Origin of the sequence: Tardiphaga robiniae (genome assembly GCF_001618955.1) — a bacterium.
Classification (GTDB): domain Bacteria; phylum Pseudomonadota; class Alphaproteobacteria; order Rhizobiales; family Xanthobacteraceae; genus Tardiphaga; species Tardiphaga robiniae_A.
Genome location: NZ_LVYV01000053.1, coordinates 84,708 through 107,781, shown reverse-complemented (window position 1 = coordinate 107,781; position 23,074 = coordinate 84,708). Strand labels below are relative to the sequence as shown.

21 protein-coding genes and 1 pseudogene are annotated in these 23,074 nt (G+C 61.7%); 11 read left to right on the top strand and 11 right to left on the bottom strand.

All coding sequences use genetic code 11. From position 1 onward, the window contains the following. Window positions 1–69: 69 nt before the first annotated feature. From fliJ to A4A58_RS24580, 3 genes are all read left to right on the top strand, one after another. The gene (fliJ, locus tag A4A58_RS24590; protein ID WP_068737112.1) at window positions 70–489 is read left to right on the top strand and encodes a flagellar export protein FliJ; all 420 of its coding nucleotides are present in this window, start codon (window positions 70–72) and stop codon (window positions 487–489) included. Window positions 490–688: 199 nt separating this feature from the next. Further along, window positions 689–1,237: a sigma-70 family RNA polymerase sigma factor gene (locus A4A58_RS24585; protein WP_068737110.1), complete on the top strand. Its 549-nt coding sequence runs from the start codon at window positions 689–691 to the stop codon at window positions 1,235–1,237. Further along, complete coding sequence (locus tag A4A58_RS24580; RefSeq protein WP_068737469.1) at window positions 1,237–2,127, top strand: anti-sigma factor; 891 nt, start codon at window positions 1,237–1,239, stop codon at window positions 2,125–2,127. The genes A4A58_RS24585 and A4A58_RS24580 overlap by 1 nt, the downstream gene beginning before the upstream one ends. Window positions 2,128–2,297: 170 nt before the next feature. Here the strand turns inward: A4A58_RS24580 and A4A58_RS24575 are convergent, their stop codons facing one another. From A4A58_RS24575 to flhA, 3 genes are all read right to left on the bottom strand, one after another. Further along, complete coding sequence (locus A4A58_RS24575; protein WP_068737108.1) at window positions 2,298–2,585, bottom strand: GIY-YIG nuclease family protein; 288 nt, start codon at window positions 2,583–2,585, stop codon at window positions 2,298–2,300. 923 nt (window positions 2,586–3,508) lie between these two features. Next, a complete protein-coding gene (locus A4A58_RS24570) occupies window positions 3,509–3,715 on the bottom strand; it encodes a hypothetical protein (protein WP_068737106.1) in 207 nt (68 codons plus the stop codon). Window positions 3,716–4,044: 329 nt separating this feature from the next. After that, complete coding sequence (gene flhA, locus A4A58_RS24565) at window positions 4,045–6,282, bottom strand: flagellar biosynthesis protein FlhA (RefSeq protein ID WP_086937142.1); 2,238 nt, start codon at window positions 6,280–6,282, stop codon at window positions 4,045–4,047. A 211-nt stretch (window positions 6,283–6,493) separates the two neighbouring features. Between flhA and A4A58_RS24560 the strand changes: the two genes are divergently transcribed. Then, window positions 6,494–7,744 (top strand): MFS transporter, encoded by a 1,251-nt coding sequence (locus A4A58_RS24560; RefSeq protein WP_086937141.1) that lies wholly within the window; start codon window positions 6,494–6,496, stop codon window positions 7,742–7,744. Here the strand turns inward: A4A58_RS24560 and A4A58_RS24555 are convergent. The 3 genes from A4A58_RS24555 to A4A58_RS24545 form a co-directional block, all read right to left on the bottom strand. Then, window positions 7,741–8,118, bottom strand: coding sequence for a hypothetical protein (locus A4A58_RS24555; protein WP_139069937.1), 378 nt, complete (start codon window positions 8,116–8,118; stop codon window positions 7,741–7,743). The two genes, A4A58_RS24560 and A4A58_RS24555, sit on opposite strands and share 4 nt — an antisense overlap. 170 nt (window positions 8,119–8,288) lie before the next feature. After that, the gene (locus A4A58_RS24550) at window positions 8,289–8,696 is read right to left on the bottom strand and encodes a DUF4864 domain-containing protein (protein WP_068737102.1); all 408 of its coding nucleotides are present in this window, start codon (window positions 8,694–8,696) and stop codon (window positions 8,289–8,291) included. A gap of 191 nt (window positions 8,697–8,887) precedes the next feature. Next, the gene (locus A4A58_RS24545; protein ID WP_068737100.1) at window positions 8,888–10,216 is read right to left on the bottom strand and encodes a metal-dependent hydrolase family protein; all 1,329 of its coding nucleotides are present in this window, start codon (window positions 10,214–10,216) and stop codon (window positions 8,888–8,890) included. A gap of 30 nt (window positions 10,217–10,246) precedes the next feature. Between A4A58_RS24545 and A4A58_RS30500 the strand changes: the two genes are divergently transcribed. Continuing rightward, complete coding sequence (locus A4A58_RS30500) at window positions 10,247–10,699, top strand: hypothetical protein (RefSeq protein ID WP_139069936.1); 453 nt, start codon at window positions 10,247–10,249, stop codon at window positions 10,697–10,699. Between the two features lie 61 nt (window positions 10,700–10,760). Here the strand turns inward: A4A58_RS30500 and A4A58_RS29850 are convergent. Continuing rightward, window positions 10,761–11,060, bottom strand: a pseudogene (locus A4A58_RS29850) (helix-turn-helix domain-containing protein); the annotation flags it as partial. Window positions 11,061–11,982: 922 nt separating this feature from the next. On the opposite strand from A4A58_RS29850, the gene A4A58_RS31865 reads away from it, so the two are divergent. After that, window positions 11,983–12,285: a DUF3551 domain-containing protein gene (locus A4A58_RS31865; protein ID WP_068737094.1), complete on the top strand. Its 303-nt coding sequence runs from the start codon at window positions 11,983–11,985 to the stop codon at window positions 12,283–12,285. Between the two features lie 135 nt (window positions 12,286–12,420). Here A4A58_RS31865 and A4A58_RS24525 read toward each other — a convergent pair whose 3' ends face one another. From A4A58_RS24525 to A4A58_RS24510, 4 genes are read right to left on the bottom strand one after another with little or no spacing between them, the layout of a single operon-like run. Then, window positions 12,421–13,959, bottom strand: a complete 1,539-nt coding sequence (locus tag A4A58_RS24525; protein WP_244499861.1) for a DHA2 family efflux MFS transporter permease subunit — start codon at window positions 13,957–13,959, stop codon at window positions 12,421–12,423. Further along, window positions 13,956–15,104 carry an NAD(P)/FAD-dependent oxidoreductase gene (locus tag A4A58_RS24520; RefSeq protein ID WP_068737092.1) on the bottom strand — a complete coding sequence of 383 codons (1,149 nt, stop codon included), beginning with the start codon at window positions 15,102–15,104 and terminating at the stop codon, window positions 13,956–13,958. The genes A4A58_RS24525 and A4A58_RS24520 overlap by 4 nt, the downstream gene beginning before the upstream one ends. Beyond that, complete coding sequence (locus tag A4A58_RS24515; protein ID WP_068737090.1) at window positions 15,101–15,838, bottom strand: methyltransferase domain-containing protein; 738 nt, start codon at window positions 15,836–15,838, stop codon at window positions 15,101–15,103. The genes A4A58_RS24520 and A4A58_RS24515 overlap by 4 nt, the downstream gene beginning before the upstream one ends. A gap of 4 nt (window positions 15,839–15,842) precedes the next feature. Continuing rightward, complete coding sequence (locus A4A58_RS24510) at window positions 15,843–16,919, bottom strand: type III polyketide synthase (RefSeq protein WP_068737088.1); 1,077 nt, start codon at window positions 16,917–16,919, stop codon at window positions 15,843–15,845. An 876-nt stretch (window positions 16,920–17,795) separates the two neighbouring features. Between A4A58_RS24510 and A4A58_RS24500 the strand changes: the two genes are divergently transcribed. The 5 genes from A4A58_RS24500 to A4A58_RS24480 all read left to right on the top strand — a co-directional run bounded on the left by A4A58_RS24500 (window position 17,796) and on the right by A4A58_RS24480 (window position 23,009). Beyond that, entirely contained in the window at window positions 17,796–18,473 is a 678-nt protein-coding gene (locus A4A58_RS24500; RefSeq protein WP_068737461.1) for a response regulator transcription factor, read from the top strand. Continuing rightward, window positions 18,433–19,815: a sensor histidine kinase gene (locus A4A58_RS24495; protein WP_068737084.1), complete on the top strand. Its 1,383-nt coding sequence runs from the start codon at window positions 18,433–18,435 to the stop codon at window positions 19,813–19,815. Before A4A58_RS24500 ends, A4A58_RS24495 begins: the two co-directional genes overlap by 41 nt. A gap of 124 nt (window positions 19,816–19,939) precedes the next feature. Further along, window positions 19,940–20,365, top strand: a complete 426-nt coding sequence (locus A4A58_RS30945) for a hypothetical protein (RefSeq protein WP_068737459.1) — start codon at window positions 19,940–19,942, stop codon at window positions 20,363–20,365. 223 nt (window positions 20,366–20,588) lie between these two features. Beyond that, the gene (gene rpoH, locus A4A58_RS24485; protein ID WP_081422060.1) at window positions 20,589–21,542 is read left to right on the top strand and encodes an RNA polymerase sigma factor RpoH; all 954 of its coding nucleotides are present in this window, start codon (window positions 20,589–20,591) and stop codon (window positions 21,540–21,542) included. A 93-nt stretch (window positions 21,543–21,635) separates the two neighbouring features. Continuing rightward, entirely contained in the window at window positions 21,636–23,009 is a 1,374-nt protein-coding gene (locus tag A4A58_RS24480; RefSeq protein ID WP_068737082.1) for a sensor histidine kinase, read from the top strand. Window positions 23,010–23,074 lie beyond the last annotated feature (65 nt).

Here is a 23,074-nt window from a genome sequence, read left to right as displayed (position 1 = left end):
CGGCCTGCCCCTTGCGGCCGGCCGGTTGTGTCCCGCGTTGAGACTGGGACTTCTGGGGAGTATGAGTCGATGAAGTCACGTGACACCCTGATCCGCCTGAAGAAGTTCCAGGTCGATGAGAAGCGCCGCCGGGTCAATCAGATCGAAGGCATGATCGCGGATTTCCAGCGCATGTCGGTCGATCTCGAGCGCGAGATCCAGACCGAACAGGATCGCGCCGGTATTCAGGATCCCACCCACTTTGCCTACCCGACCTACGCCAAGGCCGCGATCCAGCGTCGCGAGAACCTGACGCGTTCGGCCGATGAGCTGCGTGTTCAGCTCGAAGACGCGAAGGCATTGCTGAGTGAAGCATTCGAGGAACTCAAGAAGGTCGAACTGCTCGACGAGCGCGACCAGGCCCGCGCGCGCGACGAAGAGAACGCACGCGAACAGGCCGACCTCGACAGCATTGGCCTGATGCGTGCCCGCATCGGCGCAGTGGCCTGATCCGCAGAAGCGGCGAGCCAACGAGCCTCAAAGATTGAAGTCATCAAGCCCGGGCCGCGAGGTCCGGGTTTGCTGTTTGTGGTCTATCCACAGCATAAACAGCGACATGGCCCGCTTGCTATAATCTATGTTACGACAGGTAATACCGCCGGGCGGCACCTCCGTAAGGCGAAAGGTATATTGAGGTTGGGGAGACGTAATGCTGACGCCGGCTGAACTGGTCTGGCTTCTTGCCGCAGTTGCCAAAGGGGATGAAGTCGCCTTCGAGCGACTCTATGCAGCAACGCGCGCGAAACTCTTTGGTGTCGTGCTCCGTATCTTGCGCAGACAGGATCTCGCCGAGGAAGTCATCCAGGAGACGTATGTCAAGATCTGGAACAGCGCCGGGCAATTCAATCCCGGTGTTGCCTCGCCGATCACGTGGATGGCGTCGATCGCTCGTAACCGGGCCATCGATGTAGTTCGCAAGAGAAGCGAAACGTCTATCGAGGAAGAGCCGGCTGCAATGGAAGTGGCAGCCGATACACCTGACCCGCTCGCGCGTCAGGAAATGACCGAAGAATTGAAGCGCTTGTTGGAGTGCGTGGGCCGGCTTGAACCGGACCGGCAGAAACTGGTGCTGCTTGCTTACTACAATGGCTGGAGCCGCGAACAACTCGCGACGAAGTTCGAAGCGCCGGTCAATACAGTGAAGACGTGGCTGCGCCGCAGTATGATGGACATCCGGGAGTGTCTGGGACTGACATGATGGCCTATAGCGAAGACCATATCGCGCTTGCCGCGGAATACGCGCTTGGCACGCTCAGTGCCGAAGAGCGCGTGCAGGTCGAGACCATGATGTCCGTCGACAAGGATTTTGCCGCGGTGGTCGAGGCGTGGGAGCGCAAGCTCGGCGTTTTGAATCAGATGGTCGGCCTTGTCGAGCCGCGTCCTGAAGTCTGGGAGAAAATCCGCGTTGCGATCGGTCTGGCCGATACGCAAGAAGCGATCGTGCATCCGGAAGCGCCGCAGCCGGTCGCTGCAGCTGTCGCTGAACCATCTTCCATTGATAGTTCGACAGTTGACCGTCCGACGCTCGATCGTTCGAATGTGATTGATTTCTCGGTCCAGGCAAAACGCTGGCGCGGTGTCGCCACCGGCATGACCGCGATTGCCGCCATGCTTGTTGCGCTGATCGCCGTGCAGGCCTATCGCCCCGAATTGCTGCCGGCAGGTTTACGCCCGAAGGCAGCGACGCAGGTGGTGCAGGCGCCAGCGCCGGTCGCGCCGCCCGCAGCAGCTCAGTCGCAATACGTCGCCTTGCTGCAGACCGACGCTGCGTCACCCGCATTCATCCTCACTGTCGATGCAGCGACCAAAAACTTTACAGTGCGCAAGGTTGGCGCCGAACCGCAGGCCGGCAAAAGCTACGAGCTCTGGATTGTGTCCGACAAGCTGCAGCGTCCGCGTTCGCTCGGCGTGATCGGCAGCAACGACTTCACATCGCGCGCTGCACTCGCTGCCTATGATCCCGACGTCGTCAATCAGGCCACCTATGCCGTGACCGTCGAGCCGGAAGGCGGTTCGCCAACCGGTGCAGCCACGGGCCCGATCGTTTTCACCGGCAAGCTGATCGAAACGGTGCCGCCGGCGCGGTGATCGTTTGGCTCTCTCGTCATCCGGCAGTGGCCCCAATGTTGGTCATTCCGGGGCGCATGAAAGCGGCGCAGTCGCTGTAATGCAAACCTCTCAATTGTCATTCCCCGACACACCAATTGGTGTGTCTGAGGACGCGCTTTTGCGCGGGCCCGGAATCCATAAACTCCACGTCAGCCGGAAAGCACCGGATACAAATCCATCCAGTTTGGATTTTGCTCTTCGATCAATCGGATCTTCCAGTCGCGGCGCCATTTCTTGAGTTCTTTCTCACGCGCAATGGCCGACAGGACGTCATCGTAGACCTCAAACCAAACGAGCTTGTCGACGTCATAACGTCGCGTGAAGCCGTCAACCACCTTACTACGATGCTCGTAGACTCGCCGTATAAGGTCGTTCGTCACGCCAATGTATAGCGTGCCGTATTTTCGGCTGGCCAGCAGATAGACGTAATACGTCATTGCGATCACCGCGATTATCGGTGTTGGGCTTTGGTGAGGAAAGTGTAGTTCGCGCAGCTAGGTGCGATGCGATTTTGAGCTCACTGGCTGTCATTCCGGGACGCGCCCGACAGGCGTAGCCGGCTGGGGGCAGGTCCGGAATCCATACGCGCGATCGTGGTTATGGATTCCGGGCTCGCGCAAGAGCGCCCCCGGAATGACAATCGAGAGAATAGGGCTTAAACATTTCTTCCTATTTTATCTTGACAATATCCCCAGCAGGATTATCCTCCGCTCATCCGGTTCGCGAGGGGCGCTTCATGAGGCGTCTTGAGGTGGGATCTGGATTGCGGCGCCTGCGGGTGTGGGGTGACGTACCCCGCGCACTCGGGAGGCCTTGGGTCACCGTCCGGCCCCACTACGGGGGGGTCTGCCACTCATGCTGGCTGGACGTGGCATTGGTGAACGGCGGGAAACCGTCGGGATCAGCGGAGTGCGGAGCTCTGCGCCTTTGCCCGGAAGAACGGTCCCGGGGACAGAAATCGCCGCGGTGGCGCGCCGTGAGGCGTTGCGCGGTTGCAGCTTGCCGGCGTTCCGGTGGAGCGGATCGCGACAGATACCACCCTTCGCGCCTCACGGCGCGCCGCCACCCCTCATGTTTGATGAGGGGCACTGCTCATACCTCGGACGCGCAAGCGCCGCGAGACTGCGAGAGCGTGGCTGTTTGAAATTTGATCTGTGATGGCGCGCTGGCGCGCAGAATATCCCTCCCACTGCGCAGCTGCGCTGCTTGAGGGAGGGAAAGCAAGAAAGCACCCCACAAAAGAAAAACGCCCGTGGGGAGCGGGCGTTTTCCATTCAGAAGTCCACTCGGGGGGAAGTGGAGCTTCTATGTATTCACCTGACGACCTTGGGGGACATCGCCACGCGAATTCCTGAATTCCTTAGCGGACCATGCTGGCGTTCGAAGTGGTGACAGCAACCGGCTGGCCTGCTTTGATCACACGAGCGCTGGCGGTCTGGCTGTAGCCTTCGTCAGCATTCATGCGGGCCGAGATTCCGAAGCCTGCCACGAAGATACCGGCGACCAGAGCAACGATCACCACCTTGAGGTGGGTCATGCGATCCGCGCTGTAAATCGAGTGGTTCATTGGAAACGCTCCCTGCCGTCTTACTCTGCCTACGACCGTTTGTGTCGTGTCCGCGTCGGCAGGTTCAACTCATCACGCATAGGAAACGTGGTGTTGGGTCGTTCCGTTCCAAATAGTCGATCACAAGGCAGTGATAAGACGTGATCCGGCGCGATTGAAGCACCCGGCTTGGTCCTGAAATTCATAAATTATTATTTATTATCAGAGCGTTGAGAGTGATTCGTGCCGTCGCCCCGAAATGGCCTCGGGATGCGACATTCTAGCAAATCTCTTGTCTGTGACGAATTTACATCGGTTTCGGGCAAGGTTGCTGGCCTCTTGCCGCCGACTCAGACGCTTCCGACGGTCTTCAGGCGCGCGCGGGGGTGGATTTCCGCCTGGGACAGCACGGTGGTTTGTGCGCGGAACCGTTCCACCAGCGAGCGCACGAACGGCCGGATCGAGGCCGAGGTGACCAGCACCGGCGCTTCGCCTTCGCGCGCGGCCTGTTCGAAACGATCGCGCACGGTGGTCATGAACTCCGACAGCTTCGACGGCTGCATCGCGAGACTGCGTTCTTCGCCGGTGCCGATGATCGATTCCGCGAAGGCCTGCTCCCACTGCGCCGACAGTGCGATGAGCGGCAGGTAGCCGTTGTAGGACGTGTTCTGCGCGCAGATCTGTCGCGCGAGGCGCGCACGCACATGCTCGACGATGGTCGAGGGGTTGCGCGAGAAGGCGAGGGCGTCGGCAATGCCTTCGAGGATGGTCGAGAGATCGCGCACCGAAATACGTTCGGTGAGCAGCAATTGCAGTACGCGCTGGATGCCCGACACGGTGATGAGCGAGGGGACGATGTCCTTGACCAGTTCGCCTTGTTCCTTCGGCAGATCCTTCAGGAGTTTCTGGACTTCGCCATAGGACAACAGGTCCGACATGTTGCCCTTCAGCAGCTCTGTCAGATGCGTCGACAAGACCGTGGCGGCATCGACCACGGTGTAGCCCTTGAGCGAGGCTTCTTCCTTCAGGCCGGCATCGACCCAGGTCGCGGGCAGGCCGAAGGTCGGCTCTGTCGTGTGAATGCCCGGGACATTGACCTGATTACCACCGGGATCCATGACCATGAACTGGTTCGGCCAGATGCGGCCGGTGCCGGCGTCTACTTCCTTGATCTTGATGATGTAGGTGTTGGCTTCGAGCTGCACGTTGTCCAGAATTCGGACCGACGGCATCACGAAACCCATTTCGACAGCGAGCGACTTGCGCAGCGCCTTGATCTGTTCGGTCAGGCGATCGGTGCCGTCCGGGCCATTGACCAGCGGCAGCAGCGCGTAGCCCAGCTCGATCTTGAGATCGTCGATCTTCAGCGATGCGGAGATCGGCTCGTCCGCGGCGGCGGCTTGTGCGGCGGCGGCCGCGGCCGGTGCTGCGGCCTGATGCGCGACTTCCGCGCGGGCGATCTTGTTGCGCTTGTTGGCAGTGACGGCGAGATAGGCTGCGCCGCCGCCGAGCGCGAGGAACGGCAGCATCGGAATGCCCGGCAGCAGCGCCAGCGTCAGCATGACGCCGGCCGACATGCCCAGCGCCTGCGGATAGCCGGAGAATTGCTTGATCAGCGTCTTGTCGGCGGCGCCGGTAATGCCCGCCTTCGAGACGAGCAGGCCTGCGGCGGTCGAGACAATCAGCGCCGGAACCTGTGTGACCAGGCCGTCGCCGACGGTCAGCAGCGTATAGGTGCGGCCGGCTTCCGAGAACGACAGGCCCTGCTGCGCGACGCCGATGATGATCCCGCCGATGACGTTGATGGCGGTGATGAGCAGGCCGGCAATGGCATCGCCGCGGACGAACTTGGAAGCACCGTCCATGGCGCCGAAGAAGCCACTTTCGTCTTCAAGGTCCTTGCGGCGCGCCTTGGCGGTGGCCTCGTCGATCAGGCCGGCCGAGAGGTCGGCGTCGATCGCCATCTGCTTGCCGGGCATCGAGTCCAGCTGGAAGCGTGCCGCGACTTCGGCGATACGGCCCGAACCCTTGGTGATGACGATGAAGTTCACGATCACCAGGATCGCGAACACGACGATGCCGATGACGAAGTTGCCACCCATTACGAAATTGCCGAACGCCTCGATGACGTGGCCGGCGGCGGCGGTGCCTTCGTGGCCATGCGACAGGATCAGGCGGGTCGAGGCGAGGTTCAGCGACAACCGCAACATGGTCGAGATCAGCAGCACGGTGGGGAACGACGAGAATTCCAGCGGCGTCTGGGTGAACAGCGCCGTCATCAGGATCAGCACCGACATGGTGATGGAGATCGCGAGGAACAGATCCATCACGATGGCTGGCAGTGGCATGATCAGGACGACAAGGATGATCAGAACGCCAAATGCGAGGCCGATATCGCCGCGCAGGACGTTCGTCTTGATGCTGGCGAAGTCGAAACCGCCGCTCTTGGGTGCGCCCAGACCCTGACCCGCGATCAAATCCGTCATCGATGCCGCTTCCCCGCGCGAATGTCGTTCGCGACTGCCGAACGTCTGCGCAGCGGCCGAAGGGCCGCCGATCCGCAAGTGAGGCACCGCACTGGCATCCACGGGCATTCCCCCGGTCAGCTGACGAGACGCGACTCCACTCGGCAATTTTTGCCGTGTGTATGGTTAGCAAAGGGTTAACGAGGCGTTATTGCGCGGCTTTGCCACAAGCCCGGAGCCAGTTTGGCGGCCCGCTGTTGTTGCGCTGCTTCTGCATGCCTAATCCTTCGGCATATCGCTTGACCTGTGGGCACACGCCGAGGATGTTGCCGCCGTGACGATCGCGACCCCCACTTCAGATTCGACGCCGTTCCTGCCTGACTCCCGTCAGGCCTGGATCCGGCTGTCGCTTGCCTTGATCATCGGCTCGCTCGGGTCAGTGGGCATGTGGTCGGTGGTGGTGGCGCTCCCGGCCGTGCAGGCCGATTTCGCGGCCAGCCGCGGCGCGGCGTCGCTGGCCTTTACCCTGACCATGGTCGGCTTCGGCCTCGGCGGCGTGATCGCCGGCAGGCTCACGGACCGGTTTGGCATCGTGGCCACGATTGCGCTCGCGACGGTGCTGATGAGTGCCGGTTATCTTCTCGCGTCGCGGTCCACGGCGCTCTGGCAGTTCAATCTTATTCACGTGGTGATCGGGGCAGGGTCGTCGGCAACCTTCGGGCCGCTGATGGCGGAAGCGTCGCACTGGTTCGAGCGCCGGCGTGGCATTGCGGTGACTGTCGCTGCGACTGGCAGCTATATCGGCGGCACGCTCTGGCCGCCGATTGTCAGCTGGGGCATTCTGACTTTTGGCTGGCGGTCGACGCATATCAGTGTCGGGGTCGTCACGACCGTCCTGATGCTCCTGATGCTTGCGGTTCTGCGCGCGCAGATGGGTACGGTCACACGACGTAGTCACGTCAATGCGCCGCCGCCCAAGGTCGATCTCCAGCTCAGCAACAACACGCTGACAACGCTTCTCTTCGTGGCCGGCATCGGCTGCTGTGTCGCCATGGCGATGCCGCAGGTCCACATCGTCGCCTATTGCGGCGATCTCGGCTACGGCGTGACGCGCGGCGCCGAGATGCTGTCGCTGATGCTTGCCTTTGGCATCATCAGTCGCGTCGGCTCGGGATTCCTCGCTGATCGCATCGGCGGCATCCGCACGCTGCTGGTGGGATCGATCGCGCAGGGCGTCGCGCTGCTGTTCTATCTGTTCTTCGACAGCCTTGCCTCGCTCTACATCATCTCCGCGATGTTCGGCCTGTTTCAGGGCGGCATCGTGCCGGCCTATGCCATCGTCATCCGCGAGGCGATGCCTGCATCGCAGGCGGCTACGCGTGTCGGTATTGTCATATTGGGCACGGTAGGAGGCATGTCACTTGGCGGCTGGATGTCCGGCGTCATCTTCGACGCCACGGGTTCCTACGCGGCAGCGTTCATGAACGGCCTTGCCTGGAACGCGCTTAACGTCACCATCATCACGGCGCTGATGTTGCGCGCGCGTCGCCGCACGGCTTTCGCGCCGGGCGCGTCTGTCGCTTAAGGCGTCAGATCCTGCACTGGCGGCATCGCCGGAAATCCATCGATCGGTACGTTTTCGAGCGCGCGTTTGGCCGGTCCGTTACCGAACATGCAATCAAGCGTCGGCTCGGCAATCGCCGTCATGGTCCGCGGGATCAAGGTTTGTTTGTCCGGTGGCAGCCAGTTCTGGTTCAGCGTGGGGACGCCGCGCTCGGTGACGCCGTAGAGGATAGCGTCGAGAATATCGCGATCGCCGATTTCGCTGATCAGCGCGGTGCGGACGCAGTCGCAGATCGCTTCGGGATGCGCATAGCGCGACACCATGAAGGGCGCGCAGAGCCGAATGAACTCGCCGCGCGGATCAGGCATCAGGGATAGGCGACGCGCGTCAGCCATCGCGATGGTCGACACCCCGCACGCCAACAGGCTGCCCAGGACAATCGGAGACAGTGCGCTGAGGGACAGATACCGCAACAAATTCACCCGGGAAGCAACCGTAGGACGAGAGACGTGCAGGACCTATTATAGATGATGTGAGGTGCGAATGTGAATGCCGCTGTGAGGTGTCACACAGCCTGGCCTACCTTCAGCAACATGCAGCCACTGATCTTCAGGCTGCCATCCGGCTGGGGCTCCAGCGTGTAGAGCGCATCCCACGGCACACCATCGGCATCGACGATATGGACTTTCTGCTCGATCGTGCCACCGGACGTATTGCTCTCGGTGAATTCGAAGCTGCGATGGCGATAGATGGGCGCATAGGCGTTGCGCACCATGTCCATGAAGCTGTCGGGATCGGTGAAAATGCTCTGGATGCCGGGGGCCGCGAATCCATAGGCAGTCACAGCGTCGTCGCGCGCCAGCGCATCGGCTTGGGAGCTGATGATCTTCTGCGCCGCCGCGACATCATCCGCAGCACGGACAGGCGATGCGAGGCCGATCACTATAGCGATCAAAAAGAGGAGGCTGCGCATGCGGGCACCTGCTTTGTCTCGGAACGACTACGCCTCCGACTGGCGCGGGACAGATCAAGATGAGCTGCCATCGTCGATCGCGGCCCAGCAACCAAGATACGCCCGAGACGCCCGATCGGTTTTAGCGGCAGACGCTGGAATCCCGCCACTCCGACGGATTTGTGCATAACATCGCCTGGTTTGACGTAGGCTCACTTGCTCAAAGTGTTCTTGTAGATGACGCCGTCCTTCATGATGATTTTGAAGTTGTTCGCGGGATCTGCAATCAGGTTGATGTTGTCCAGCGGATTGCCGTCGACAAGCAGTAAATCCGCAAGTGCGCCTTGTTCCACGACGCCGAGCTTGCCGGGATAGGGGTTGCGCTTGCCGGACAGTGCCAGCAGTTCGGCGTTTGTCGATGTCGCCATGACCAGCGCTTCGGCGGGGGTGTACCAGCGCGTGAGCGAGGCCAGAATTGCGCCCTGTTGCTGCGCCAGCGCGCGAGAGAACAGCACGTCGGTACCCCACGCCGTCTTGATCTTGTACTTCCTGGCAAACTCGTAGGACCTCGCTATGCCGGGCCAGACCTCATCCGCCTTGGCTCGCTGGACTGACCCCTCCGGAAAGCCAAGCCTCAGGTCCTCGGGGAGGGGCTGCAAGCTCAACCAGATGCCCTTCTCGGCAAGCAGCCTGGCGGTTGCCTCGTCCATCAGCATGCCGTGTTCGATGCACTTCACGCCAGCGGCAACGGCTCTCTGGATTGCAGCCGGAGTAAAGGCATGCGCGGCGACATATGTGCCCCAGTTCTCGGCCGCTTCAACGGCGGCGCGTAGTTCCGCCTCGGTGAAAGTGGTCACGTCGACCGGACTGAAAGGTGACGACACTCCGCCGCCCGCCGTCAACTTGACCTGGGAGGCGCCTTGCATGAGTTGTTCGCGCGCGCGCAGGCGTACCTCGTCAGGGCTGTCCGCGACCATCGCGCCACCGACCTGCTCCATGCGGGTGAGCATGCCGCCGATCGTGCGTGGCAGATCGGTCAGCTGACGGAAATCCCCGTGCCCGCTCGTGACGGTGATCATGGCGCCTGAGGGATAGATGCGCGGGCCCTTGACGATGCCCTCGTCGATGGCGCGCTTGAGGCCGAACACCGGCCCGCCAACATCGCGAACCGTGGTGAAGCCGCGCATGAGAGTGTCAGTCGCTTCGTTGCCGGCCAGCAGATTGTTGTAGCCGACGTCACCGAAAGCCTGTGCCGGCGTCACCCGCACCAACATCGCGTGCCAATGATTGTCGATCAGGCCGGGCATCAGCGTATACCCGTTTCCTGCGACACGCTGAGCGTCTGCGGCTGCTATCGGCGCCGCAGAGATATGCTCGATGACGTTACCCTTGACCAGCACATGTGACGGAGCGGAAAGAGTGGCGCTTCTTCCGTCGAAGATTCGAACATTTTCGAAGAGCACATCGTCGGCGCTTGCGCTGGTGCAAAATGCCAGCGCGAGAACTGCTGCGAGCCATAGACTACCGACAGGGAACAACATGAGCGTTCTCCGAGCAGTGAGGCTTGCACTATGACAGATGTCGGCGTCCACTTGAAGGTGGCGCCGCCACCGGTGGATTTACGGGGAATCCACTCGGCCAGATGTGAATATATCTGGCTGCTCAAGCTCGTCTGGCATCGCCCATCCTTCAGCCATCAAAGCGACATGGAGCGCGGCTCGAACGTCGGGCGGCTCAATTTCCCCGACAGTCGCCTCATCAAGAACAGCGATCAGCTTCGCCCACCGCGGCGTTGTCTTGGCTTCGCTGTCAACGTAACGCTGGACCCATCTAATCGCCGCCAGGAGAGAAAAGATCGTGCGGTTCTTCGCCGGGGTTTGCCCGGGCGCCTCAGGCATCAATCGAATTGGCTCAAAGATCATTTGCACACAAACCGACTGCTGAAAATTCGCTTTATCGTGCCACAGAGCCGGCAATACGCAATGGGTGCCGGCATGACACGCAGCAACTGCACGCCGCCCTGAAGGCCGTGATCAAGCGCGCGATCATCGTCCTGGATGCGCTAGGTGACTCCGAGATGCAATTTCAAAGCCACAGATCTGGAACCGGGCTAATGTCATGCAACAGCGAGCGATGCGTAGAGGGACGAGTGCCGAGCGTCCTCGACGGATGCTCTCCGAAAAGAGTGTGGTAGTAGTAGGCGAAACGCCCCAATTCGATAAATCCATGTTCGATTGCGACTTTGGCCACTGTGGTTTGCGTCGGATCGCTTTCTCGCAGGATAGAATGAATGTCGCACAAGCGCTTGTGGCGTAGGAACGTCACCGGTCCCATACCCAGAACCTCGTCAAATGCACGATGAAGGCTTCGACGAGATACAGCGAGCCAGTTCTTGCCCTCTCTGACAACAACCACGTCAATATCCGTTGGCATCTTGCTGTGGTGTGAAAATGCCGGTCTGATCCGACCTGCCTCGATACACCCTCAAGTTTGCACGAGGGAAGGCGTGAGTCCTGGCCAGTATGCGACGGGCAAGGAGTGCTTCGACTGATCTGCGTTGATCAAGTGCAGAACCTCCATCCGCACCAGAGGAAACCTACCATGGAGGCACTCAATGATTGGGATGACTCCCAATGAGATGACCCCGATCGTCCCGAGCACCAGTCGCCCCAACTTTCCGTAAGCGACGCTCCCGCCACCAAGGGCAAAATCGAGCACAGCATGTGTTGGCGTTTCGGCCTGGAGCACATCGTACGCGCTTCTAAGTCGGACAGGGGCAGTCGTGACGAACGATGCAGCCCGCAGCAATCGTTGGAAGCCGACATTTTACGTGCTGATCGAAAGACAACGCAGCCGGGGGAATGGTGGTCGCCTAGTCAGTATCTTGAGGTCGTAGTCACCAAACGTCGTGAAATGGCACAACCGTGGACGCTGGGCGGGCTAATTACCCTTTTTAAGCGTGAATGGCGCTTTGTGCCGAAGATGATGGCCCCCTCTTGGAAACCCTGCGGAAGATTCGAGAGGTCGACTTCCCGCTGTCAGTCAGACCTTCATTGGGAACGTCGATCGGGCGCGCTCCGAGCGCTTTCGAAAGTTAAACACGTATTTATTCGGGAAATACATAGAGTTTCCTATCTCTTCGGTATGAGACCTGTGCGAAGAAAATCTTGAATTTCCAGCGCACGATGATCTCGGAAACGTAGCCCTCGGCTGCCCATCTTGCAGGCTTTGCAATCGCGATTTCCCGATCGATGCGACTGCGGGACCGCGAGCGGCACGCTTTGAGGTTCACAGCAGATGGAGATGGATGATGATTTTCGATCGACAACCCAGGTATCTCACTGCGGCTTTTGCCGTTGCCGTCGCGCTTTCGTTTGCAGCGCTGAGACCGCAACCCGCCGAAGCTACGCCACTGCACCGTGACGCGTCGCCGTTCTGTCTGTTGCCGGGCTCATCCAATGGTCCAGGGGGAGCACCGCAGATCTGCGGCTACTATGATTATCAGGAATGTCTGCAGGCCGCGGCCGACATGCACGCCAACTGCGTGGAGAACATCGATTTCCGCGGTAGTTATGAGCGGACGCCTGACGGGTGGCGTGCCCGGTACTGAGCGCCTTTGCGAGCGGCACGGCCCGGTCGATAATAATCTCTTGTGCGGAAAACGAGATCATCTTGAAAGGGAGATGCCGTAACACGTCTATCGCTTTTCGAGATGGCGGCGGCAGCGCCACTCGCCCGGACCGAACTACCGTTCGCGCCCGACCCATGCGAATGGTACCAGCAGCACAGCAAGCAGCGCTGTTGCTGCGAGCATTGCCCAAGCGTCGTTCACACTCCAGACAAAGGCTGTCTTTTCGATCATGGGCTGGACCAGGGCTTCCATGGCAGGAGTGGGTGGGCCGGAGAGACCGCTTGTCAGCAATGCGGGATCGAGGCCAATGGCCGTTGCCGCCGTGGGGTCTCCCGATAACAACCGCATATGCAACGCAGCGGCGTAGATGTGAGCGCGGGTGTATAGGATGGTGTCAATCAGCGCGATGCCGATCGCGCCGCCCAGATTGCGCATCAGATTGAACAGGCCGCTCGCTGTCGGCACCTGCGCTTCCGGCAGCGAACCCAACGCCAGGCGGGTCGGCGGCAATAGGCAGAACATGATGGCGACGCCGCGAACGACCTGTGGCCAGAACATCTGGTTGAAATCGGTGTCGCGTGTCTGAAACATGCTGAGGGCGAGTCCGATACCAAACACCGCAAAACCTGCGGCGGTCAGCCAGCGCGCATTGAGTCGCCGTTCCAGCGCGACGGCGATGGGCGACATCGCCAGTTGCGCGGCGCCGGTCACCAGCATCGTCGAACCAATCTGCAGGGCGTCGTGACCCCTGACGTAAGCCAGAAAAACCGGGATGAGATAGACCGAGCCGTACAGGCCCACGCCCAGGCAAAAGCTCAACGCGCATCCGATCGCGAATGAGCGGTTTCGGAACGGGCCAAGCTGGACGACCGGATGGGCAGCGCGCAATGTGCGTCGGACGAACAGGCCGCCGCAGAGCGCGCTGATTGTGAACAGGCCCGTGCAGGTGACCGACACCCAGCCATCATGGGGGGATTGCTTCAGTCCGATCTCCAGAGTGGCCAGCGACATCGCCATCAGAACCAGCGACCGCCAATCGATTTCCGCAAGGTCGCCAAAGTTCAGCTGCTGCCGGGGCAGCAGAGGAGGCGCCACAACGCAAGCGATCAGCCCGGGAACGACATTGATCAGGAACAGCCAGTGCCAGGACCAGGTCTGCGTGATCCAGCCGCCGACCACAGGTCCGACCGTCGGCGCCAGCACCGCCACAATGCCGGCGATCGTCGTGGCAATACCTTGGCTGCGCGGCGGGAACAGCAGGAAGACCGCGGCGAACACCGCCGGGATGAGCGTGCCGCCCGCGAATCCCTGCAGCACACGAAACGACACGAGGGCGGCGAAGGTGCCGCTCGCGGCGCAGCCGATCGACGCCAGCGTGAATAGCGCGAGGGCGGCGGCAAACAGCCAGCGCATTGAGAGCACATGCGTCAACCAGCCCGTCAGGGGAATGGCTATGATCTCGGCAATCAAATAGGAGGTCTGGACCCAGCTCATCGTCTCCGGGGAGATGGCGAGGGCATTCTGAATGGTCGGCAGCGATGTTGCGACGACCTGAATGTCGAGGATCGCCATGAACATCCCAAGACACATCAGGACAAAGCCGAGCCATGTCCGGGTGTCCGCGAGGGGCAGTTCGGTGCGCAGGGTCGTCATGGGCTCACGAGCGGCGGGGTAGGCAGCACGGCAGGGTCAAGGCCATCCAGCGCGCGGGTCAGTCGGGTGCGGCGGACGATCGAGCCGATCAGGCCCGGGCCGCGCGTGGCCGCGGCGAACATCAGGTTTCGGCTGATGCGATGGCCAGCAAGGCAGGAGACGATGCTCGCCAGTCGGATCGGACCGGCCGTGAGTTTTCGCGCGGCTGCCAGATAGACATCAGGTGAAAGGCCCTCCCGGATATGCGCGACCGCCAGCGCGGCCGATCCAAGGGCGATGGCAACGCCATCACCGGTGAAGGGTGGGATATGGGCGAGACGGTCGCCGACCCGATAGGCCGCAGCGTTTCGCTCGCGATGAAGATGCCCGCCGCTGGGACAGACCACGGCCTTCGGCTTGTCCCACAGCGGCTCGGCGTCTGCCAGCCGCTCCGCCAGTGCGGGAAGCGCCGCCGCCACATGGTTGCGTAGCGCGGGCCAACCGGATCCTAACTGGCTCATGGTTTCACCCGGCAGCACCATGCAGAGGTTGGCGATACCGTCTTCGACCAGTTCGAGGCCGATATAGCTGGCCTCCAGAAAGTAAAGCTCGACCCGGCCCTCGAGCGCTCGGCGAATGTCGGGGGCAGGCCGCAGGTGCATTTTCAAACCGACCTGCGAGCCGTCGCGCGTGTCGTCGATGCCGCGCAGACCCAGCTTGCCGGTGGCTAATACGAGGTTCCGGCAACTGACTGTGTGGCCGTTGTCGCACACGACCAGCCAGCCGGATCCATCCGGTCTCGCCGTTTTCACCGTCACGTCGCGATGCAGGCGTGCGCCGCTGAAATGCGCGTGTCGCAGCAGCGCGGCGTCGAGTCGATAGCGCGACAGCGACAGCCCGCGAAACGGTAGTGCCGAGGTCACGCTGCGGCGCGAGGAATACAATGCCACCTCATCGACCGGCACGGCGCCGAGCGCCAGCGGATCGACGCCCAGCCGCCGTAGCAGCAGCTGTGTCTCGACGCTGAGGAATTCGCCACACACTTTATGCTGGGAGGTGGCCGTGCGCTCGATCAGCATGACGTCATGGCCATGACCGGCCAGACCGCAGGCTACCGCGCTGCCGGCCGGCCCGCCGCCGATGACGATCGTCTCGACCCGGATCATCGCACGCGTCCAATCACGAAACGGAACAGGAACCACCGCAGGCGCACCGCGCGCGGCGCAATCCCGGCATCGCGTAACCGTGCCGTCCATTCGGCGCGGGTGAGGGCTCTCGCAACCGAGATCCGGCCATCGTGAATGACAATGGGATGCAGCCGCGTCAGCCAACCCATCAGGCCGATGAAATGGAACGGCACCCGGTGGCGCTGCAGGTCATAGATCATCCAGCCACGCTGCGCGGTCCCCTCCATCCAGCGCAGGAACGTCACGATCATCTTGTCGGACATATGATGCGTGAGCAGGCTGCTGACGACGAAGTCGATGGGGAAGGGCGGGATGAAGTCGAAGATGTCCATCACCTGATATTCGATGTTGAGATCGTTTCCTGTCGCCGACTGCGCGATGCGGACCGTCTCGCGATTGAGATCGAGCCCGATCAGCTTGATCTGCCGGCCGCGCCCGGCGGCCCAGCTGCGGATCGCCCGCAGCAGGTCGCCATAGCCGCAACCGACATCGACGAGCGTGAGCTCGGTACCTTCAGGTATCCGCTGGATGGCGGCGTCCAGCCAGGCGATCACCGCCCGGTGCCCGAGCATCGCGCCGTTAAAGCGGGCGAGGTCGCGCAGCACAAGTTCGAGCTCTTCCGGACTTGCATCGGCACTGTCCAGCCATTCGGCTTCGGTGCTCCGCTGCGACAGGTCCGTTGCTACAGCGTGGGTGGTACTGAATGTGCTCATGGTGTCACGCCCCAGTCCGGAACAGCATGGTTTCCGCGACCACTCCGGGGCCGAACGACATCGCGCATCCGCTGCGGCCACGCGCGCGCGAGCGCATCAGCTTCTCGATTACGAACATGACCGTGGCCGACGACATATTGCCATAACGGCGCAGCACGTCGCGCGACGCCGCCAGCGCCGTCGGCGCGAGAGCAAAAGCTCGCTCCACCGCGTCGAGAACGGTCCGGCCGCCGGGATGCACCGCCCACAGGTCAATTGACGTGGCGGGCGCGCCGGCGAGGATTCGCTCGCCGCTTTGCCGCAGGCCATCCTGGATGACGGCCGGAACGCGTCCCGACAACACCATGTCGAATCCGGCGTCGCGGATGTTCCACGTGATCAATTCACGGGTATCGGGGACCAGCATTGCGTGGAAGCTGTCGAGCGCGATGCCGGACGGCTCGGCGCTCACAAGGCTTGCCGCGCAACCGTCGGCGAACAGCAGGAACGAGAGCATCTGTTCGAGATCGGCGGTTTCCTTGAGATGCAGCGTACAGAGTTCGAGGTTGACGACCAGTACGCGCGCCGCCGCCTCGGAGCGGACGATGTGATAGGCCAGCTTCAGCGCGTTGATGGCGGCGTAGCAGCCCATGAAGCCGATCACGGTGCGTTCGACCGTCGTCGGAAGCTCGCAACGCGCGATGAGATCGAGGTCGAGGCCGGGCGCGGAGAAGCCTGTGCAACTGGTGACGATCAGGTGTGTGATGCGGTCACGATCCGCTCCGAGATGCAGGCGATCGACGGCGGCTTGCGCCAGTTCGGGCGCGTGTCGCTCATATTGCTCCATCCGCGTCGCCGTATCGGGAAAATCACTACGGGCATAGAAGCCGCCGGCATCGAAATGGTCGCCTTCCGGCCGGTTGCTCGGCGTAAGGCACGAGAAGCGGTGCTCGATACCGGACTTGTCGGCCATGCGTTCGAACAGCCGCGCCTGACGGGGGCTGGCCAGATGGAGCGTCGACTGTGCGAAGCGGCGAAAGGCATCATGAACGTCGTAAGGCGGCACAGCCGTTGCGACACGATTGATATAAACTACTGGCAAGGGAGTCCCTCCGTATGCCTCCGCCGAAACGAGCGCCGGCCGATGAAGGTCGAGATAGCGAAGAAAGTCCGCGGAGCGATTAAATTGCGATTTAAGAATCGGCCGACGCTCTGCTTCGGCCGCTGCCGGGGGTGTCGATGACAGGTGTCTGGCCGGCAATCGTTGCGCATGGGACGTCGCTGCGTCGCAAGTTAAATTCGTATTTAATTGAAGAACACAAGCCTTTCGAAGATGTTGTGGCCATTGGTCCGCCGTCCGGCTGGGCGCGTTCCGATGGCTGCTGCATCAGTAAGGGCCGTCCGCAGGTGGGTCGATGCTTGGAATTCTGACGTCGTTCGTTCGACAATGTGCGATCTCGCTAGGGGGATCGCTGTTGCTTGCCGCAACCGCATTTGCGGTGGCGCGTCCGCCGCACAAGTCGCCGCCGTTTCAACCGGCAGCGATTGAGCGTCGCCCGGCCACCGCGGCCGTTTTCATTGGAGCGAGTTCGCTCGCTCTCAACAGCTGTTCTGCGTCCGACAAGATGGTCGCTGATATCAATCTCCGGCCGATGGCGGACGGGGATCAGGATGTGTTTGCGGAACTGGTATCGCGAGGGCCGGACGTAATCGACATGGCGCAGGCCGTGCTGTGCTACGGGCACGAGGAAAAGCTCCGCCGCTTGGCCCGGCAGATAATGGCGACACGACATGCAGATGCCGGAGCAATGCCGTACGCGATCCCGGGATCTTCGGTACCTGTCGCAACGGCGAGGTTTGGGCCCACCGGATGGACGAAATGACCGAGTTTCGGCAAAATGGCGACGTTTTCCGTTACGCTACGGCGGGTGCGCACCTTATCGTGTCTTCAGATCAAACGGTGCCCGAGATACTCCAGATGACCAAGATTCTGCTGATCGAGGACGACAGTGAGACCGCCGAGGAACTCGTGGCCGAACTGACGCAGCGCGGCTTCGAGGTCGAACATGCCGCGAGCGGCATCGAGGGACTCGACAAGGCCCGCTTCATCAAGCCGGACTTGATGATCGTCGATCGCATGTTACCGGGAATGGACGGACTCACCATCGTCGAGGCGCTGCGGCATGACCAGATTCGCACGCCCGTGCTGATCCTGAGCGCGCTTGGAGCGGTCGATGATCGCGTCCGCGGATTACGTATGGGCGGTGATGACTATCTGACCAAGCCTTTTGCGATCGTCGAACTGGTGGCGAGGATCGAGGCCCTGTTGCGCCGTCCAATCGAAACGCGGGAAACCATGTTGCGGGTGGGACCGCTCGAACTCGACCTGATCGAACGCACCGCGCGGCGTGGCGAGCGGGAGATCGAATTGCTGCCGCGGGAATTCCGCCTTCTCGAATACATGATGCAGCGTAACGAGCAGCTGCTGACGCGGGCGATGTTGCTGGAGGAGGTCTGGAACTATAAATTCGTCCCAGACACTAATCTTGTCGATGTCCATATGGGGCGGTTGCGGCACAAGGTGGACACGCCGGGCGATCCGCCGATGATCCATAATGTTCGCGGCGCAGGATTTATTCTTCGTGCGCCTTCCTGATTTCGTCCGCACGACGACGTTCCGGTGGACGTCCATTGCGATTGCGCTCTGCATTCTTTTGTTTTCAGCCTTCGTGTACTGGGAGGCTGGCAGTTCGATGCGGGCCGACATGGACGCTTCGATCGCGGAGGCGAGCCAGGCGATCGCTTCGGACGTGCCGGAGCGCAGGGTCATCGCCATCGAGGACCGCCTGGCGGCCGATCCGCGTCGGACCCGGTTGGCCGGTCTGTTTACCGCCGACGGAAAACGGATCGCCGGCAATCTGCGCGATATCCCGCCGCAATTGGCGATCGACGCTCGGATTCATGCGACGCAGGTGGTCAGGATCGATCCGCGCAAACCGGAGTCGATGTCCGTGCGCGCCATCGGTCGCCGCTTGCCCGACGGCCAAGTGTTGGTCATCGCCCGCCATAGCGGTGAACTCAAGGAACTGGCGGCAGCGATCGGCCGCGCCCTGCTGCTCGGTCTGCCGGTGGCGGGCGCCCTCAGCCTGGCGATCGGTGGCGTGCTCAGCCTGCGGGTGCAGCGTCGTGTCGATGAACTCCATGCGCAGGTCAGGCGTATCATTGATGCTGACCTGCGCGAGCGACTTCCCACGGCCAACCTCGACCACCCTTTCGACAAGCTGGCGATCATCGCCAACGGTATGCTCGACGAGATCGAGGTGTTGGTCACCGAAATGGCGGGGACCGGCAACGAGATCGCGCATGATCTGCGCACGCCGCTGACCCGTGTCCGCGTCGGCCTTGAGCGCGGCCGCGCCAATGCCACGACGGTCGCGGACCTGCAGGCGGTCGCCGACCGCGCGATCGCTGGCGTTGACGAAGTGCTCACCATTATCACCAGCCTGCTGCGTATCCAGGAGATCGAACATTATGGTGACCGCAGGGGGTTCGGCGATGTGGTGCTGGCGGGTTTGCTGCATGAGGCCTGCGACCTCTACGAACCGATCGCTGAAGACAAGCAGGTCAGCCTACGCGTCGATGTCGACGACGATGCCATTGTCCGATGCGACCGCGATCTGCTGCAGGAGGCCGTCATCAACCTGGTCGATAACGCGGTCAAGTTCACGCCGCCCCACGGATGCGTCCGGCTGGCGCTCGTGCGAGGGCCCAGCGATGTCATTATCAGAATATCGGACACCGGTCCGGGCATTGGAGAAGACGAGCGCGAAGCGGTGCTGCGGCGGTTCTATCGCTCCGACAAGAGCCGCAGGACCGTCGGCACTGGTCTTGGCCTCAGCCTGGTTTCCGCGATCGTCAAGCTGCACGGCTTCCGGCTGACGTTGTCGACCGGTCCCGGCTGCGTCGCGGAGATCGCCTGTCCATTGCCGGAAAGGTGATTTGTCTAAAGCGCATTTTAATCGCCTCGCCGTACCCGCTCACCATGTTTCGTAGATCGCGCTGTTGCCTAGACGCCGGATGGATGTTCACGGCAACAGCGGCATCGATGGAAAGGATGAGATCATGAAAGGACGTACATTCAAGGTATTCGCAACGGCTGCGCTGGCATTGAGTCTGCTGGCTACCGCCGCTGATGCGGGCGGCGGCGGTGGTGGTGGAGGCCACGGTGGTGGTTTCGGCGGCGGTGGCGGCCATATGGGCGGCTTTGGCGGCGGCTTCGGTGGTGGTCACATGGGCGGCTTCGGACCCGGTGTCGGCGGTGGCCATATGGCAGGCGGCATCGCCGCCGGTCATGTAGGTGGAATAGGCGGCCAGCGTTTCGGAGGAGGCGGATTCGGATCGCACACCTTTGCCGGACATCACCTCGTCAGACATACCGGCCGTGGCTTCGGCTTCCCGGGCTACTACGATGACTACGGCTACGGCTGTCCGTATGTTTACGGCCCGCTGCATCCCAACCATTATCCCTGGGTCGCCGGCTGCAGCTGACGAACCGTCCTGCAAGGCATCGCCGGCGTGACGTTGCGGAAGCCACGTCACGCCGGCTTTGTTCGTGCTGCAAGCCGAACCTGAATTCGAATTTATATCCTTAACCTGTAATTTAATGGTTCCCGTGATCGCCGCCGCTATCTTTTCAGGATCGTCCGCAAAGGCCGTGACATCGGCCCCGGACATCGATCAGCAACAGATCAATCATAGCGGAGGGGCTGACATGAATACCGATGGAACGTCGACGGAGTATTCCACACCGGCGTCTGGTCTGGCGACTCGGATCGGGCTGCGGTCGCCCGCGGCAGCCGGCACCGCCCTGAATTACCGAACCGACATCCGGCGTTTTGCGATGCTCGAGCGCGAGCAGGAATACGTGTTGGCGATACGCTGGCGCGATCATGGTGACCGTACTGCAGCCGAGCAACTTGTCACCAGCCACTTGCGCCTCGCCGCCAAGATGGCCATGAACTATCGTGGTTACGGCCTGCCGCTGTCGGAGATCACGTCGGAGGCCAATCTCGGCCTGATGCAGGCCCTTGACGGGTTCGACCCGGACAAGGGATTCCGCTTCTCCACCTACGCGGTGTGGTGGATCCGTGCGGCGATCCAGGACTACATCCTGCGCTCATGGTCGCTGGTGAAGATCGGCACCACCGCGAGTCAGAAGAAATTGTTCTTCAAGCTACGTTCGGCCAAGAGCAGGATTTCGGCATTGGGAGGCGGCGACTTGCGGCCCGACCAGGTGACCCTGATAGCCACCGATCTGGGCGTGCCCGAGAAGGACGTCGTCGACATGAACCGTCGGCTCGGCGGTGATGCTTCGCTCAACGCGCTGGTGCACGATGACGAGGGCGCCACCGAGTGGCAGGACTATCTGATCGACCAGGCGCCCACACCAGAGCTGATCGCGGTCGAGCAGGACGAAATCGATCATCGACGTCAGGTTCTGGTGCGCGCGATCGACGTACTCAATGCGCGCGAGCGGCACATCTTCGAGGCGCGTTATCTCGCCGACGAGCCGGATACGCTCGAAGACCTCGCGCAGCACTATGGGCTGTCGCGCGAGCGGATCCGCCAGATCGAGCAGCGGGCGTTCGAGAAGGTGCAGTCGGCGGCGCGCAAGCTTTCGCACGATCTACGTCACACCCGCGCCCCGGCGCTGGCAACGCATTGAATTGCGTCATTCCGGCGGACGATGACGAATCGTGCAAGCGCGGGAAATCCGTTATGTTGGCGGTCCAAATGTCCCTCACGGGCCGCTCACGCGATGAATCTGGCCGAGTTTGCGAGTAGTTCAACCTTCCGCGCCGCTACGGTCGCGGCTGTCGCGCTTTCTTTGTTCGTGCTGGTCCTGTTCGGCTTCATCTATTGGAAGACCGACCGCCTGCTAGTGACCCGCTCCGACCATGTCATCGCCTTGCAGCTGCAAACGGTGGCGGCATTGCCGAATGAACGCAGGCTCGACGCGCTTCATCTTCAACTCAGCCAGGATTCGCGCGACGTGCATTTCATCGGCCTGTTCCGGGCGGATGGAAGCCGGGTCGCCGGCAATCTCGAGCGCCCGCCGGCGACGCTGCGGCTGGATGCCACAGTGCAGACTGTCGAGATCATAAGGCAGCGCCCCGCTGGCCCGGAGCAAATAACCGTTCAGGCCATCGGCCAGCAGTTGCCGGACGGCGAGATATTGGTGATCGGCCGCTATGTCGATGAGGCGATTCAGCTGTTGATGGTTGTCAGCCAGGCTCTGGCTCTCGGTCTGATCCCGGCTCTGCTGCTATGCCTCGCGCTGGGCGCACTGCTCAGTCTGCGCGCCGAACGTCGGATCTCCGGCGTTAATGAGCGCATTCAGCGCATCGTGGCGGGCAGTCTGCACGAACGGCTCCCGGTCAATCGCGGTCGCGATCCGTTCACTCAACTCGCCGGCATGGTCAACAGCATGCTGGACGAGATCGAAACGCTGATCCACGCGATTGCCGGAGTCGGCAATGACATCGCGCACGACCTGCGGACCCCATTGACCCGGGCACGCCTGGCGCTGGAGCGCGGCCGGAACAACGCCAGGACGCTGCCCGAACTGCGATCTGTGGTCGACAAGGCTATCGCGAGCATGGACCAGTCGCTAGCGATTGCCGCGGCGCTTCTGAGGCTGGCCGAGATCGAGAACAGCCGTCGCTCCACCGGGTTCGGCAAGGTCGCACTGGAGGAACTGCTGCACGAGGTCCGCGATCTCTATGCGCCGATCGCCGAAGACAAGGGCATCACGCTGCGCACCGATATCGTTCATGCCCCGATCGTGGAGGGAGATCGTGACCTGCTGATGGAAGCGGTCGCCAATCTGGTCGATAACGCCGTCAAGTTCACGCCGCGGGGTGGGCAGGTCCAGATCACGACGGTGTCCGGGGACGGCGAGAGTATCCTGCGCATCACGGACACCGGCGCGGGGATAAGCGAACATGAGCGTAGTGCGGTGCTGCGGCGGTTCTACCGTTCCGATGCGTTTCGCAAGACACCAGGTCTTGGGCTTGGCCTTACTCTTGTTGCCACGATTGCCAAATTGCACGGCTTTCGGTTGACGATCTTTTCGGGGGAGGGATGTGTGATCGAAATCGGATTCCCTGACGCTTCCGAGATAAAAGTTTAGACCGCGATCACATCGCCGCGAGATCGCTGTCCGTTGCTCGGCGCACCGTTTCCTAAATCGTTATT

What these genes read in the sequence shown, in the direction of transcription:
- A4A58_RS24515 (WP_068737090.1), bottom strand. Translation starts at nt 15,838, where the DNA reads ATGAGCACATTCAGTACCACCCACGCTGTAGCAACGGACCTGTCGCAG.
- A4A58_RS24500 (WP_068737461.1), top strand. Translation starts at nt 17,796, where the DNA reads ATGACCAAGATTCTGCTGATCGAGGACGACAGTGAGACCGCCGAGGAA.
- A4A58_RS24555 (WP_139069937.1), bottom strand. Translation starts at nt 8,118, where the DNA reads ATGGCTGACGCGCGTCGCCTATCCCTGATGCCTGATCCGCGCGGCGAG.
- A4A58_RS24575 (WP_068737108.1), bottom strand. Translation starts at nt 2,585, where the DNA reads ATGACGTATTACGTCTATCTGCTGGCCAGCCGAAAATACGGCACGCTA.
- A4A58_RS30500 (WP_139069936.1), top strand. Translation starts at nt 10,247, where the DNA reads ATGACAGATGTCGGCGTCCACTTGAAGGTGGCGCCGCCACCGGTGGAT.
- A4A58_RS24480 (WP_068737082.1), top strand. Translation starts at nt 21,636, where the DNA reads ATGAATCTGGCCGAGTTTGCGAGTAGTTCAACCTTCCGCGCCGCTACG.
- fliJ (WP_068737112.1), top strand. Translation starts at nt 70, where the DNA reads ATGAAGTCACGTGACACCCTGATCCGCCTGAAGAAGTTCCAGGTCGAT.
- A4A58_RS24550 (WP_068737102.1), bottom strand. Translation starts at nt 8,696, where the DNA reads ATGCGCAGCCTCCTCTTTTTGATCGCTATAGTGATCGGCCTCGCATCG.
- A4A58_RS24580 (WP_068737469.1), top strand. Translation starts at nt 1,237, where the DNA reads ATGGCCTATAGCGAAGACCATATCGCGCTTGCCGCGGAATACGCGCTT.
- A4A58_RS24525 (WP_244499861.1), bottom strand. Translation starts at nt 13,959, where the DNA reads ATGACGACCCTGCGCACCGAACTGCCCCTCGCGGACACCCGGACATGG.
- rpoH (WP_081422060.1), top strand. Translation starts at nt 20,589, where the DNA reads ATGAATACCGATGGAACGTCGACGGAGTATTCCACACCGGCGTCTGGT.
- A4A58_RS24520 (WP_068737092.1), bottom strand. Translation starts at nt 15,104, where the DNA reads ATGATCCGGGTCGAGACGATCGTCATCGGCGGCGGGCCGGCCGGCAGC.
- A4A58_RS24585 (WP_068737110.1), top strand. Translation starts at nt 689, where the DNA reads ATGCTGACGCCGGCTGAACTGGTCTGGCTTCTTGCCGCAGTTGCCAAA.
- A4A58_RS31865 (WP_068737094.1), top strand. Translation starts at nt 11,983, where the DNA reads ATGATGATTTTCGATCGACAACCCAGGTATCTCACTGCGGCTTTTGCC.
- A4A58_RS30945 (WP_068737459.1), top strand. Translation starts at nt 19,940, where the DNA reads ATGAAAGGACGTACATTCAAGGTATTCGCAACGGCTGCGCTGGCATTG.
- A4A58_RS24545 (WP_068737100.1), bottom strand. Translation starts at nt 10,216, where the DNA reads ATGTTGTTCCCTGTCGGTAGTCTATGGCTCGCAGCAGTTCTCGCGCTG.
- A4A58_RS24570 (WP_068737106.1), bottom strand. Translation starts at nt 3,715, where the DNA reads ATGAACCACTCGATTTACAGCGCGGATCGCATGACCCACCTCAAGGTG.
- A4A58_RS24495 (WP_068737084.1), top strand. Translation starts at nt 18,433, where the DNA reads ATGTTCGCGGCGCAGGATTTATTCTTCGTGCGCCTTCCTGATTTCGTC.